At 50.8% G+C, this 12613-nt stretch carries 11 protein-coding genes; 8 read left to right on the forward strand and 3 right to left on the reverse strand.

What is annotated here, in order from left to right:
- Positions 1 to 37: 37 nt before the first annotated feature.
- From ileS to mutL, 6 genes are all read left to right on the forward strand, one after another.
- On the forward strand, positions 38 to 3019 hold the full coding sequence (gene ileS / locus V6Z81_04215; GenBank protein ID MEG9861691.1) for an isoleucine--tRNA ligase: 2982 nt from the start codon (positions 38 to 40) through the stop codon (positions 3017 to 3019).
- 4 nt (positions 3020 to 3023) lie between these two features.
- A complete protein-coding gene (lspA, locus tag V6Z81_04220; protein ID MEG9861692.1) occupies positions 3024 to 3536 on the forward strand; it encodes a signal peptidase II in 513 nt (170 codons plus the stop codon).
- An 18-nt stretch (positions 3537 to 3554) separates the two neighbouring features.
- Positions 3555 to 3968 (forward strand): DUF3035 domain-containing protein, encoded by a 414-nt coding sequence (locus V6Z81_04225; protein MEG9861693.1) that lies wholly within the window; start codon positions 3555 to 3557, stop codon positions 3966 to 3968.
- Positions 3969 to 4207: 239 nt separating this feature from the next.
- Positions 4208 to 5608, forward strand: a complete 1401-nt coding sequence (locus V6Z81_04230; protein ID MEG9861694.1) for a pitrilysin family protein — start codon at positions 4208 to 4210, stop codon at positions 5606 to 5608.
- 3 nt (positions 5609 to 5611) lie between these two features.
- Positions 5612 to 6949, forward strand: coding sequence for a pitrilysin family protein (locus tag V6Z81_04235; GenBank protein ID MEG9861695.1), 1338 nt, complete (start codon positions 5612 to 5614; stop codon positions 6947 to 6949).
- 82 nt (positions 6950 to 7031) lie between these two features.
- The gene (gene mutL, locus V6Z81_04240) at positions 7032 to 8897 is read left to right on the forward strand and encodes a DNA mismatch repair endonuclease MutL (protein MEG9861696.1); all 1866 of its coding nucleotides are present in this window, start codon (positions 7032 to 7034) and stop codon (positions 8895 to 8897) included.
- A 5-nt stretch (positions 8898 to 8902) separates the two neighbouring features.
- Here the strand turns inward: mutL and rsmD are convergent, their stop codons facing one another.
- Positions 8903 to 9469 carry a 16S rRNA (guanine(966)-N(2))-methyltransferase RsmD gene (rsmD, locus tag V6Z81_04245; protein MEG9861697.1) on the reverse strand — a complete coding sequence of 189 codons (567 nt, stop codon included), beginning with the start codon at positions 9467 to 9469 and terminating at the stop codon, positions 8903 to 8905.
- Complete coding sequence (locus V6Z81_04250) at positions 9460 to 10212, reverse strand: pseudouridine synthase (protein ID MEG9861698.1); 753 nt, start codon at positions 10210 to 10212, stop codon at positions 9460 to 9462. The genes rsmD and V6Z81_04250 overlap by 10 nt, the downstream gene beginning before the upstream one ends.
- Positions 10213 to 10303: 91 nt before the next feature.
- Between V6Z81_04250 and V6Z81_04255 the strand changes: the two genes are divergently transcribed.
- Both V6Z81_04255 and V6Z81_04260 read left to right on the forward strand, forming a co-directional pair.
- Positions 10304 to 10825, forward strand: coding sequence for a nucleoside deaminase (locus V6Z81_04255; protein MEG9861699.1), 522 nt, complete (start codon positions 10304 to 10306; stop codon positions 10823 to 10825).
- A gap of 57 nt (positions 10826 to 10882) precedes the next feature.
- Positions 10883 to 12127 carry an acyl-CoA dehydrogenase family protein gene (locus tag V6Z81_04260; GenBank protein ID MEG9861700.1) on the forward strand — a complete coding sequence of 415 codons (1245 nt, stop codon included), beginning with the start codon at positions 10883 to 10885 and terminating at the stop codon, positions 12125 to 12127.
- A gap of 50 nt (positions 12128 to 12177) precedes the next feature.
- Here the strand turns inward: V6Z81_04260 and V6Z81_04265 are convergent, their stop codons facing one another.
- Positions 12178 to 12585, reverse strand: a complete 408-nt coding sequence (locus V6Z81_04265) for a GFA family protein (GenBank protein MEG9861701.1) — start codon at positions 12583 to 12585, stop codon at positions 12178 to 12180.
- Between the last annotated feature and the right edge of the window lie 28 nt (positions 12586 to 12613).

The raw sequence follows: 12613 nt of genomic DNA on the forward strand, positions 1-12613 counted from the left end.
GTAACAAAGATCGGGTGTGTGTTAAACCTTGTCCGCTATGGCTACTTCATCTGGAACGAACTCTGATAAATCTCACTCCTCTGGAGAGAGCGACGGCGATTATCGCGATACATTGTTTCTGCCACGCACTGATTTTCCTATGAAGGCGGGGCTTACGCGCAGGGAGCCGGAACTTTTAGCACGCTGGCAAGCCATGGGCCTGCATCAGAAAATGCGTAAAGCCACAAAAGGACGAGACAAATATATTCTCCATGATGGACCGCCTTACGCCAATGGTAACCTTCATTTGGGTCATGCCCTCAATAAGATATTGAAAGATTCAGTTGTGCGCTCTCGTCAGATGATGGGTTATGATGCGGTTTATGTGCCCGGGTGGGATTGTCATGGTCTTCCTATTGAATGGAAAATAGAAGAGCAATACCGCGCTCAGGGAAAAAACAAAGACGATGCACCGGTGTTAGATTTTCGCGCTGAATGTAGAGCCTTCGCCGAACATTGGATTGAGGTTCAAAAAGAAGAATTTCAACGTCTTGGCATAGAAGGTGAGTGGGAGAACCCCTACACCACCATGTCTGCTGACGCCGAAGGGCGCATCATTTGTGAATTACATAGGTTTATCGCCAACGGTTTGCTCTACCGTGGTTCGCAACCGGTTATGTGGTCTGTTGTTGAAAAAACCGCCCTTGCTGAGGCAGAGGTGGAATATCATGATTATGTGTCTGATACGATTTGGGTGAAATTTCCGCTTGTTGTTGACGGTGGGTCGGGTCTTGCTGAAAACTCTTTACGCTCCAGTGCTATCATTTGGACAACAACGCCGTGGACGATACCTGGCAATCGTGCCATCGCTTTTTCCGACACCATGGACTATGGCCTGTACGCTATCAAAAGTTTGTCGTCTGATAGCAAAGCGCAAGCAGAGGTGGGAGAGCAGGTTGTGGTGGCCATGTCACGTGCGGATATTTTGGCTGAGACCGCCGATGTTGAGTTGTCTTTGGTAAGAAAGGTTGAATCTTTTGAGTTGGCGCAATGTCGGTGTGCGCATCCTCTGCGGGAGGCAGGGTTGGGGGGATATGATTTTGATGTGCCTCTCTTGGCTGCTGCTCATGTAACAGATGATACCGGAACGGGGTTTGTTCATACCGCCCCGGGTCATGGTAGAGAGGATTTTGAACTCTGGATGGCCAGTGGTGCACTTTTAGACTCGTGGGGTGTATCGCGAACTATTCCCGCCACCGTAGATGCCGAAGGTTGTTTTACAAAAGATGCCCCTGGGTTTGAAGGAATGTGCATTTTTACGGCAGAAGGTGAAAAGGGCGATGCCAATAAAAACGTAACAATAGCCTTGCATGAGGCCGGTTGCTTGTTGGCACGGGGCCGGCTGCGTCATCAATATCCTCATTCCTGGCGCTCCAAAAAGCCGATCATTTTCCGTAACACACCGCAATGGTTTATCGCCATGGACAAACCGTTTTCGCCACAGCCTGATATGCCCGCTAAAACGCTACGCGAGTATGCTCTCGAGGCTATTGAGGCTACGGCCTTTACACCGGAGACAGGACGTGCACGACTCTTAGCTATGGTTAAGAGCCGTCCCGATTGGGTGATTTCCCGGCAGCGAAGCTGGGGGGTTCCAATTGCAGTTTTTGTTCACCGCGAGACAGCACAAGTGCTCGCTCATGAGGGTGTTAATCAACGCATTGCGGAGGCTTTTAAACAAGAAGGCGCTGATGTGTGGTTTAAGCCTGATGTCCGTGCGCGCTTTCTTGGTGGTCTGGATGATGTGAACCCTGACGAATGGGAGCAGGTGATAGATATTCTTGATGTGTGGTTTGAGAGCGGATGCACTCATAATTTTGTTTTGGAGCATCGCCCGGATCTTGCATGGCCTGCCAATCTTTATCTGGAAGGCTCGGATCAGCATCGCGGTTGGTTTCAATCTTCATTGTTGGAGTCGTGTGCTACCAGAGGTCATGCGCCCTATGATGGCGTACTCACCCATGGCTTTTTTGTGGATGAAGAAGGTCGCAAGATGTCTAAATCGCAGGGCGATGCGCTGGCGCCACAAAAAATAATCGATCAGCATGGCGCCGACATTCTCCGCTTGTGGGTGGTGAATGCCGATTATAGCGAGGACATGCGCATCAGCCAGAAAATAGTTAAGTCCAACGTTGATGCCTACCGAAAAATACGAAATTGTTTTCGCTTCTTGTTGGGTAATCTTGCCGATTTTGATGGCACACACACCATGTCCGTTTCTGGTATGCCCTCCCTTGAGCGGTGGGTCCTGCACCGTCTGGCCGAATTGGACCAGAGTGTGCGCGGCAATTATAAGTACTTTGATTTCAAACGTGTCATTCAAGCCGTTTTCAACTTTATAACGTTGGATTTATCGTCGTTCTATTTTGATATCCGTAAAGATGCTCTATATTGCGACGAGATGAGTGCGCCTCACCGTCAGGCATGCCAGATAGTACTGAACGAGGTTTTTCATTGCCTAACGGCGTGGCTTGCACCTTTGTTGTGTTTTACGGCAGAGGAAGTGTGGCTTGCACGTTTCCCTGATGACAAGGGCTCAGTTCATCTGCGTAAATTTCCTGATATACCGGCAGACTGGTTTGATAAGAGTAATACTCTGGTAGAACAATGGCACAGAGTACGAACAGTGCGGCGGGTTGTCACAAACGCTCTTGAAATTGAACGGCGGGAGAAACGTATAGGCTCAAGCTTGGAGGCCGCACCGGAAATTTACGTAAGCGATGTGCAGGATGCAGAAGCTATAGCGGGTCTTGATATGGCTGAGATTTGTATTACATCGTCCGTTAGCCTTAAACGGGCTTCCCCTCCAGCGAATGCGTTCAGGTTGGAGGAGGACGATACCATGGCCGTTGTTCCCCTTAAAGCATCTGGTGAAAAATGCGCCCGGTGTTGGAAATATCTGACGGACGTAGGGGACAACAAAAGCCACCCGGATTTATGTGGTCGTTGCATTGGTGTTGTCAGTTCAGATAACGGGTGACAAAGTGATAGTCATAAACCGGATGTGGGGGCCTGCAAGTCCAACAGGATTTTTAATTGCAAGTCTCGGTTTTGTCACAGACTGGCTCTCAAAATACTGGCTACTCTCTGTGTTGCAAAGCAAACCAATAGGCACACGTATCACTATTACTCCCTTCATGGATGTGGTTCTGGTATGGAATACCGGTGTTAGCTACGGCCTGTTTACCAACAATAGCGAGGTGGGGCGATGGTTTTTGATCATCCTCATTGTGGCCATCATAGCGGTTGTTATTGTATGGCTGGCGCGAGTTCAGGGGTGGTTGCTGGCTTTGGCATTGGGTTTAATTATTGGAGGGGCTTTGGGTAATCTGTATGATCGGCTGGTTTATGGTGCGGTGGCTGATTTCTTTAGTTTGCATGCATGGGGCTATTATTGGTATGTGTTCAATCTGGCTGATGTTTGGATTGTAGTTGGGGCCGCTCTTATGGTATGGAACAGTGTCAGGTTGTTTTCTGCCGGTGAGAATCAGAATTAAAAATATGAGAAAAAAGTCATGAAATCTATTCAATACCCTTTGCCTTATCCTTTGTCATTGTGGCAGGCAGAATCAGGTAAGACCGCCTATGCCATAGCCATATTGGCAAGTTTTGCGCTGGTACTAGCAGGGTGCGGGGGAGGAGATAGCCTGTTAGGATACAGCAAGAACGCTCCCGACGAATTTTCCGTGACCACTTATAATCCTCTTGTTTTACCTCCGGATTATAATTTACGCCCCCCAAAAACTAAAACAGAAAATGGTGGGAATGGAACTGGGGCCGGAACTGACGAAAGTGAGACAGGTGCCACAAACAATGAAGTACCGATAGTACGGCCTACCTCTAAAGCACCTGCCAGCAAAGGAGAGTTAGCGTTGTTGAAGCAGGTTAAGGCTTCTACGCTCACCCCCACTCCCGAACCGGCTCCGTAAGTCTCTACTCCCTCTGAAAACAAGAAAGAGATGAGGTTGCTGAAACGCCTAAACTTAAAAGAGCCAATCCTTCTCAGCGATGGCACTGGCGGTTAAAAAATAACGTGATACTAGGATTTCTGATCTTATGGAGAAAATAATCTTCATTTTTGTTTAAGGGGCCGCAAGTCATAAATAAATTAAGTGTCACTCCAGCACTAATGCGTAATACCGAACGCACTCCATAGATAAATACAACGATGACTTCTCGCCATAGCCGCTTCTGGATAAATCTTGCTGCCTTATCGGGTCTCGCCATGGGGGGGCTTGGCTGTGGGGCAGTGCAGAATACTCAGCCCTACGCCAGGTCTCATGACGGTTCTATGCCAGAGGTGCAAAACTTCACGCTGGACAATGGCATGTATGTCATTGTCATCCCCGACCATCGCGCACCGGTTGTAACCCACATGATCTGGTATCGTGTTGGGGCTGCCGATGAGCCATCTGGCCAATCAGGAGTGGCACATTTTTTAGAACATTTGATGTTTAAAGGTACGGAAAAAACACCTCAATGGGAGTTCTCTAAAACCGTTGCTCGTCAGGGCGGTCAGGATAATGCGTTCACAGGACAAGATTTCACGGCTTATTTTCAGTTGATTGCCCGCGACCGTTTGCCTTTGGTTATGGACTTGGAAGCTGACAGAATGACCAACATCAACCCCACAGAGCGTGATGTGACTACAGAGCGTGATGTAGTGTTGGAGGAACGCCGGGGCCAACTGACAGATCGTCCTTTGACTTTATTGGGTGCAAAAATGCAAGCGGCTCTCTACGGAGACCACCCTTACGGCATTCCTGTTATAGGTTTTACTGAAGAAACGGCAGCCCTTACCCGTGATGATGTGTTATCTTTTTATGAAATTTTTTACGCACCGAATAATGCGGCATTGGTTATAGCGGGTGATGTGACCGTTGATGAAGTGCGTGCGCTGGCGATGCGTTATTATGGTCCTATTCCGGCGCATAAAGGGATCCCCCTGCGTGAGAGAGGGGATATCGCAGAACTCAGTAAGCCAGTGCATATTGTTCACCGCGACCGGCGGGTTAAACAACCCTCATTGCAACGCATATATCTGGCAGACAGTTACAACAGCGCAGGCTTGCCTCAAGCGACAGCCATTGACATGCTAGTTGATATTTTGGGTGGAGGCACAACAGCGCGTTTATATCAGGCGTTGGTGGTAGATAAAGAACTTGCCGTTGACGCGGGGGCGTGGTCTGTCACTGAGGTTGAAGATAGAGGGCGGATTGGCTTTTATGCTACTCCCCGTGAGGGCATAAGTCTTGAGCGGCTGGAAACGGCTCTTGATGAAGAAATTAATCGGCTGCGCACTGAGGGCGTTAGACAAGAAGAGGTGGAGCGCGCCCAACGTCGTATTGTTGCGCAACAGGTTTATGCGCGGGACAATCAACAGGATAGAGCGCATACTTATGGTATCGCATGGGCAACCGGCACATCTCCGGAAGAGATGATGAGATGGCCTGAAGTAGCCCGCACGATAACGGCGGATAAGGTGACCGAGGCAGCACGGCGTTATTTTAACCCTCAACAGGCGGTTACCGGTTGGCTCATGCCGGAAGATGAAAGAGGGGGGCGGTGAGTCATGAGTATGGTCCCTCTAGTGTTTTTGAAACAGAGTGTAGTGACAGCGGCAGTACTTCTGTCATTGACGGGTACAGCGCATGCAGTAGATATTCAGCGCATAGTAAGTCCGGGTGGTATTGAAGCGTGGTTGGTGGAAGATTATAGCGTACCGCTTATTGCTTTGCGGGCTGCTTGGGACAGGGGATGGGTTGCAGACCCTTCTGATAAAGTGGGGTTGACTAATCTGGGAATTAATCTTTTGTGGGAAGGGGCGGGAGATTACGATGCAACAGAGTTTCAGGAACAAGTTGAAGGGTTGAACATTCGGCTTCGGGTTTCAGCCGGACGGGATAATATACAGGTGGGGTTGGAGATTTTGGTGGAAAATCAGAATGTAGCTTTTGGCTTGTTACGTCTGGCCTTAACGGACCCCCGCTTTGATGATGATGCTATTGGACGGGTGCGTGACCAAATCGTGACATCCATTAGGTGGGATGAGCAAAATCCGGGCCGCATTGCCAATCAGGAATGGTTTAAGGCTTACTTCGGGGATCACCCTTATGGCCGTGATGGACGAGGTACCGAGGAGAGTTTAGCGACTCTTCAAAAATTTGACCTCAAAGTATGGCATCAAGAGGCTTTAACGAGGGATAACTTATATGTGGTTGTGGTGGGCGCGATTGATGCAGATAGCCTCAAGCCGATTCTGGATGACGTTTTCGGGGGGTTACCTGCAACAGCACCTCCTCTCGCAGTGACAAACATAACCCACAGCGAGCCCCGAACGATTGTTGTGCCTCTTGATACCGCTCAGACGGCCATCACCTATGGTGCGTTGGGCCTTAAGCTGGATGATCCGGATTTTTTGGCGGCATTTGTGATGAACTACATTCTGGGGGATGCTGGTTTGTCGTCCAGACTTATAGAAGAATTACGTGAAAAACGTGGGATCGTTTATGAGGCGTATTCATATCTTTCGCCTTTTGATCAGGAGGGCGTTTTTATAGGGTTTATGGCAACGGAAAACGATAACGTATCTGAGGCTATGACCGTTGTGCGTGACGAACTCGCCCGCATTGCTGAGGAAGGTGTTAGTAAGGAAGAACTTAATGATGCCAAAACCTATCTTACGGGCGCTTATCCCTTGCGGTTTACCTCTAATATTGCCATAGCCGACCAACTTATCGGTATTAGGGTGGAAAATCTCGGCATTGATTATGTAGCCCGCCGCAATGATATGGTGAACGCTGTAAGCCTTGATGACATTCAACGGGCAGCACAGCGTATTCTGGGTTCGGGCGACTTGACGGTTGTTATGGTAGGCGCACCGGAAGGGGTTTCTGGTTCTACGCCATAACTTCAATTATTCACGTAAGGCCCTACCCGTGGTATGCTCTGACTCATGATACACTAAAAGTCAGAACGAAAGAGGGTCTTCTATGTCTGTTATTAAGCGCCTGTCTGAAGATGCCGTTAATCGTATCGCCGCCGGTGAAGTGGTGGAGCGCCCGGCAAGTGTGGTGCGAGAACTCACAGAAAATTCTCTGGATGCCGGTGCACGACAGATTGATATCACCATAGAAGAAGGTGGCCTGCAGGCCATCGTCATTGACGATGATGGTTGCGGTATGGATAAAGACGATCTCGCTTTATGTGTTGAGCGTCATGCAACGTCAAAATTGTCTATTGATGGTGGTCGCGATGACATTTTGAATATCCGCACGTTGGGATTTCGCGGTGAAGCGTTGCCCTCTATTGGGTCTGTAGCGCGGCTTGTTATCATCAGCTGCACTAGCCGGGAAGAGACAGCCTATAGTATCACGGTGGACAATGGTACGGCGCATTCTGCCCGGCCAGCAGCCGGTGGACGGGGGACTCACGTTGAGGTGCGGGATATTTTTCGTAACTTACCCGCCCGCCTTAAGTTTATGAAATCCACCCGCGCTGAGGCCGGGGCTATTGGCGATGTAGTGCGCCGTCTTGCTATGGCTCACAATGAGGTTGGTTTTAGGTTGATGTCCGGTGGACGGGCCATCGTGGATTGTCCTCCTGATGACAGTTCTGAAGAACGCCTCAGGCGCATCATGGGGGCTGAGTTTATGGATAACGCTCTACCGGTAGATGCCACCCGCGAGGGAATCCGGTTTAGCGGATATGCAGGACTGCCTACATATAATCGGGCCAATGCTCAAATGCAGTTTTTGTTTGTTAATGGGCGTCCTGTTCGTGACCGCTTGCTGGCGGGTGCTGTGCGGGGGGCATATGCTGATGTGCTGGCTCGCAATCGGCATCCGGCATTGGTTATGTTTCTCACCCTGCCACCCCATGAAGTGGACGTTAATGTGCATCCCACTAAGGCTGAGGTGCGGTTTCGTGTGCCCGCTGCGGTACGAGGGTTGGTGGTAAGTGCCTTGCATCATACGCTGGTAAGTGCTGGACATAAAGCCGCTACCAGTGTTAGTCAGGCAGCCGTTGGAGCTTTGCGGCAGGGCGGGGGTGTGCCTTATTCAGGTCATCGTGGTGGGAGGGCAAGGGGTGCGTCGCCTAATCTTATGGGGTTGGGTGAACAGGCCTCTGTTGGGGTGCCGGGTGGGGAGCAACAACCAAATTTTGGTATGTCTTCTGCTCCCGCTATGCCTGGCCTTGAGCGGGCAGATATTTATAGTGGTCGTGTTGAGGGTGATGGCGGAAATGAAGGAGTTAGCACACAAGAATTACCGGATGGTATGCCTTTAGGGGTTGCCAGAGCGCAGGTGCATGAGACGTATATTGTAGCGCAAACCCATGATGGCATTGTTATTGTTGACCAGCATGCAGCTCATGAAAGACTTGTTCATGAGCGCTTCAAGCATTCTCTTGCTGTGTCTGGTGTTGAGCGTCAGACATTATTAACACCGGAAGTGGTTGAGTTGGATGCCGCTGTGGTAGAGCAGTTGATGCAGCGGGCTGGTGAGCTAGCAGATCTGGGGTTAGTGATTGAACGGTTTGGGGAGGATGCCATTGTGGTGCGGGAGACGCCGGCTTTGTTGGGGCCGTGTGATGCTGCGGCTTTGGTACGTGATTTGGCCGACGATGTAGCGGAGTTAGGTGAGGCGTTGAGCTTAAAAGAACAGTTGGAGGAGATTTCAGGAACCATGGCTTGTCACGGCAGTGTGCGTGCAGGTCGTCGGTTGAGTGCTGATGAGATGAATGCTCTTCTGCGGGAGATGGAGGCAACGCCGTTGTCCGGTCAATGCAATCATGGTCGTCCTACGTATGTAGAGATGAAATTGGGCGACATTGAGCGCTTGTTTGGTAGGCGCTGATTTCATTAAGAAGGACGCATCAAAAGAAACTGCGTGGTGCCCTGCACTCGCCTGTCAATCAACTCAAACTCCGGCGGTGGGTCAAGAGCGACGTGGGCAGCCTCTTCCAGAACACACACGGCGTTTGGGCTAAGACACCCGCCTTTATGAATGGCACTCAATGCCCTATAACCAAGATTACGCCGCCAGGGAGGATCACAAAATACCAAATGGAATCCCTCAGTTGGGGCAATTCTGTCGGGGAGCGTTCTTAGGCGGCTCGCATCACGCCTTAGAACATGTGCACTATCAAGCAGAGATAAACGCGCAAGATTTTCTTCTATAAGAGAGCAGGCGGTTTTATCTTGCTCAACAAACAGAGCAAACGTCGCCCCGCGCGATAAAGCCTCAAGACCCAAAAGACCTGTACCTGCAAATAAATCCAGAACAGAACAGGGGGTAAAATCATCAATAAGCCCATGGGCTAAAACATTAAACAAACTCTCCCGCGCTTGGTCGCGGGTAGGCCGGATATGTTTCCCACGGGGAGCCTTTACCGGCCTGCCGGCAAGTCGTCCTCCGGTTAAGCGCATGAGTTTGAGGTAGCTTTCAAAACATCGCGCAGGGCGCGAGCGGGAACTATAGCAATCTCACCGGAAGCCAGACGCCCCAACTGGTAAGGCCCGTAAGATGCGCGAATAAGACGGTTAACCCGCAATCCCAAAGACTCCATCAAACGTTTTACTTCGCGGTTTTTGCCTTCGGCCAGATTAACTGTCAGCCATAAATTAGAACCTTGAGCACGGTCAAGACGCGCCTCAACGGAGCCAAACATAAAACCATCAATGTTCCCACCGTCCTTAAGGCTATCCAGCGCCTTTTGGGTGATAGATCCAAACGCCCGCACCCGGTAGCGTCGCATGAAGCCATTTGACGGGCGCTCCAGCGTTCGCGCCAACCCCCCATCATTGGTCAGGAGTAATAATCCTTCGGTGTTGATGTCAAGCCGGCCCACGGTCATCAGACGGGGTAGATCTTTGGGTAAAGCATCAAATACTGTCGGACGATTTTGAGGATCACGGTTGGTGGTCACAAGACCACGCGGCTTGTGATAACGCCACAAGCGGGTCGGCGGGGGCTCGGTCAAAGGGGTGCCATCAACTATTACCGCTTGATCAGGTGTGACAACCACCGCTGGAGAGGTGAGGATGACATTATCCACCGTGACCCGTCCTTCCATAATCCAGCGCTCGGCCTCACGTCTGGAGCACAATCCTGCCCGTGCCATGCGTCGGGCAATGCGTTCTCCATTTCGGGCTGTTTCAGGCGAGGTCATCCTGTGTTTTGACAGGGCACAGAAATCAGGTCAAGAGGCAGGGGATGCTTGATTTACCATCAGGATTTGAACAAGATAGGGTGATAACTCCATGAAACATTCTACTGCTCCCCATATTTTATCTCTGCCTGAGCCCATGGCGCGGGCGCTGGCCGAGGCGCAGGCTGCCGGTCTGCGGGGTGAAGTACCTGTTGGGGCCGCTGTGGTTGACGGACAGGGCAATATTATAGCGGCAGCGGGAAACAATCATCACCGGTTATATGATCCCACCGCTCATGCGGAAATACTGGCACTACGGGAGGCTGCACATTATTTAGGTTGCACCCGCCTTGATGGTTGCGATTTATACGTAAGTTTGGAACCATGCGCCATGTGTGCAGGGGCTATATCTTTGGCGCGTATTCGGCGGCTTTATTATGGGGCGGAGGATATCAAAGGGGGCGCTGTGGATAACGGTCCGCGTTTTTTTGAGCAAACAACCTGTCAACATGCGCCGGATGTTTATGGTGGTATAGGGGCGCAGGAGGCAGCCCACCTTTTGCGGAATTTCTTTGCTGGATTACGCGATAAATCCGGAGTTTCTAGACCAGACTCGCCTTGGCAGCCCCAGTAATGCTATAGTGCTAACGTTAGATTTTGTTGGAAGAGAATAACGAGCCGGAGGCCTCTCATGATTTTTGAGCATAACGAAAAAACCCGTGAACTGATTAGTCGGGTGCAGAGTTTCATGGATGAGCATATCTATCCGGCGGAGCCGGTATATGCTCAACAGATGGAAGCATTTGGCGATAATCGCTGGCAGGTGCCTCAGATACTTGAAGACTTGAAACCCAAAGCCAGAGCGGCGGGTTTGTGGAACTTGTTTCTGCCGGAATCATCTCTGGGCGGCGGCTTGACCAATATGGAATACGCACCCTTGTGTGAAATCATGGGGCATGTAGGGTTTGCTTCTGAAGTCTTTAACTGCTCGGCGCCTGATACCGGCAATATGGAAGTGCTGGAGCGTTACGGCAGTGAAGAGCATAAAAACCAATGGCTCAAACCTTTGCTGGAAGGAGAAATTCGTTCAGCCTTTTTGATGACAGAGCCGGGCGTTGCCTCCTCGGATGCCACCAACATCTGCACCCGCATTGAAAGAGATGGTGATGAGTATGTCATCAATGGGCGCAAATGGTGGTCGTCAGGTGTGGGTGATCCTCGATGCAAAATTGCCATTGTTATGGGCAAGACAGATCCTGATGCTCCACGGCACAAACAGCAATCTCAGATTTTGGTGCCTCTGGATGCCCCGGGCGTTGAGATTGTGCGTATGTTGCCGGTGTTTGGTTATGATGATGCACCCCACGGTCATGCGGAGGTTATACTGAACAATGTACGCGTACCGGCCTCTAATCTTATTTTGGGCGAAGGTCGTGGTTTTGAAATTGCCCAAGGGCGTCTTGGGCCTGGCCGCATTCACCATTGCATGCGCACTATTGGTGTTACCGAGAGGGCGCTGGAGAAAATGTGTCACCGGCTTCTAACCCGTGAAGCGTTTGGTAAAAAAATCTCCGAGCATTCTGTCTGGGAGCAACGTGTGGCAGAAGCCCGTATTGATATTGAAATGACGAGGCTTCTAACCCTCAAGGCAGCCTACATGATGGATACGGTGGGCAACAAAGTAGCGCGTGCCGAGATTGCCATGATTAAGGTGGCGGCCCCTCGTGTTGCTCTTAAGGTGATTGATGATGCTATTCAGGCCTTCGGCGGAGCAGGGGTTACAAGCGACCCGGGCTTGGCGCGGTCTTATGCCTCTATGCGCACACTGCGTTTAGCGGATGGTCCGGATGAAGTCCATTGCCGCACCATTGCACGGTTGGAATATGCCAAGCACGCCAATCCGGGCCCCGATGAGAGGCGCGCGGCGGCTGAGTAACAGGATAGCCATCTAAGGAGCGCATTTGGTGGCACTCCTGTTAAGTTGTGCTAACCGGGGAAAGTTTCAAAAGCGGGAACACCCTCCGGCAGGACGTGAAAGTCTTGCTTGTCTTTGGTGTAAATAACCGCCTGAGGGCCTTCGAAGACGGCGGGGTTATCCAGAGAGCCTATTTTCAGCAAGACAACACCCGGCACTCCGGGGGCTAGAGAGGCAAGAGGAGTTCCGCACTCGCCGCAAAACTCACGGGTTACCGGATTTTCCAGATCTGACCGGGAGAATGTCTTAGGCGTTCCTTGGGTGTATTCAAAACCACTCTCCGGAATACCCATAGTGAAATTATGTGCACCACCTGCAATGTGCTGACATTCCCGACAATTACACTGAATTTTCATGGCTGGCTCGCCCGTGATTTTATAGCGCACCGCGCCACAATAGCATCCACCTGTTTCGTTCATAATGAGTCTCCTTTACAAAAGTGCCACA

Source organism: Parvularculales bacterium (assembly GCA_036881865.1).
Classification (GTDB): domain Bacteria; phylum Pseudomonadota; class Alphaproteobacteria; order JAPOUT01; family JBAJNM01; genus JBAJNM01.

Bases quoted from the DNA above. Each gene is read 5' to 3' on its own strand.
- rsmD (MEG9861697.1), bottom strand. From the start codon at position 9,469: ATGCGCTTAACCGGAGGACGACTTGCCGGCAGGCCGGTAAAGGCTCCC.
- V6Z81_04230 (MEG9861694.1), top strand. From the start codon at position 4,208: ATGACTTCTCGCCATAGCCGCTTCTGGATAAATCTTGCTGCCTTATCG.
- V6Z81_04260 (MEG9861700.1), top strand. From the start codon at position 10,883: ATGATTTTTGAGCATAACGAAAAAACCCGTGAACTGATTAGTCGGGTG.
- V6Z81_04235 (MEG9861695.1), top strand. From the start codon at position 5,612: ATGAGTATGGTCCCTCTAGTGTTTTTGAAACAGAGTGTAGTGACAGCG.
- ileS (MEG9861691.1), top strand. From the start codon at position 38: ATGGCTACTTCATCTGGAACGAACTCTGATAAATCTCACTCCTCTGGA.
- V6Z81_04265 (MEG9861701.1), bottom strand. From the start codon at position 12,585: ATGAACGAAACAGGTGGATGCTATTGTGGCGCGGTGCGCTATAAAATC.
- V6Z81_04255 (MEG9861699.1), top strand. From the start codon at position 10,304: ATGAAACATTCTACTGCTCCCCATATTTTATCTCTGCCTGAGCCCATG.
- V6Z81_04250 (MEG9861698.1), bottom strand. From the start codon at position 10,212: ATGACCTCGCCTGAAACAGCCCGAAATGGAGAACGCATTGCCCGACGC.
- V6Z81_04225 (MEG9861693.1), top strand. From the start codon at position 3,555: ATGAAATCTATTCAATACCCTTTGCCTTATCCTTTGTCATTGTGGCAG.
- mutL (MEG9861696.1), top strand. From the start codon at position 7,032: ATGTCTGTTATTAAGCGCCTGTCTGAAGATGCCGTTAATCGTATCGCC.